General features: G+C 35.1%; 1 protein-coding gene. It reads right to left on the bottom strand.

Going from position 1 to position 646, the window contains the following annotated elements; genetic code table 11:
* Positions 1 to 332: 332 nt before the first annotated feature.
* Positions 333 to 461 carry a hypothetical protein gene (locus ACYQ0O_RS13080; protein WP_459893780.1) on the bottom strand — a complete coding sequence of 43 codons (129 nt, stop codon included), beginning with the start codon at positions 459 to 461 and terminating at the stop codon, positions 333 to 335.
* Between the last annotated feature and the right edge of the window lie 185 nt (positions 462 to 646).

Raw genomic sequence — 646 nt, 5'->3', positions numbered from 1 at the left:
CAAGCAAGGCTTTGGGTATGAGCAAGCTAACAGACCTAAGGATAAAAAGCATTAAGCCAAAGTCTCTTAAAATTCCCCTGTAAGTTTTAAATTTTTTCCCGACTTTGACAGTTGAATGGGCAAAAAGGCTTTAAAGTTACTAGATATAATGGACCCCAAAAACTGGACAGAGGAATAAGATGGATGTTAGCCTGAAAGGACAGAAAGGAGGCAAGGATTAGATGGGTAACATCCGGAAGAGGCACAACGGAGCATTTAACCCAAGTTTATCAAAATTTTTGATAACATATTGTAATAATTGCAATTCATTTTTTTTACTACAAATTTTCTAACTAACTGATTTTTATTACTCTTTTTAGGGCTTTTAGTGGTATATCTAAGGCATTAAGTATCTTTATGTGATATGGCTCTGGTTCTGATGTCTGTCTTAAATGAACTACCTTTTTTTGTTTGGTTTTCATGGTGGTTGTTACTCTCACCAGGGTCCTTAAATTTTCTCTTACGGTGCTAAATGAATCTTTTATATCTTTTCTTCTTAGTTCTCTTTGTATTACACAGTTTTTGAAACACCTCCCAATATTATTGGAGCGATTCCATGAATCTCTTGGGTATAGAACTCCTGAAGAAATCTATTTTGGACGGAGCC

It is taken from the genome of Desulfothermus okinawensis JCM 13304, from assembly GCF_054654515.1.
Note: the sequence above shows the minus strand (reverse complement) of the source record. Positions and strands in the feature narration are given on the sequence as shown.

Coding starts and splice junctions, on each gene's coding strand:
- ACYQ0O_RS13080 (WP_459893780.1), bottom strand. CDS start 461: ATGAAAACCAAACAAAAAAAGGTAGTTCATTTAAGACAGACATCAGAA.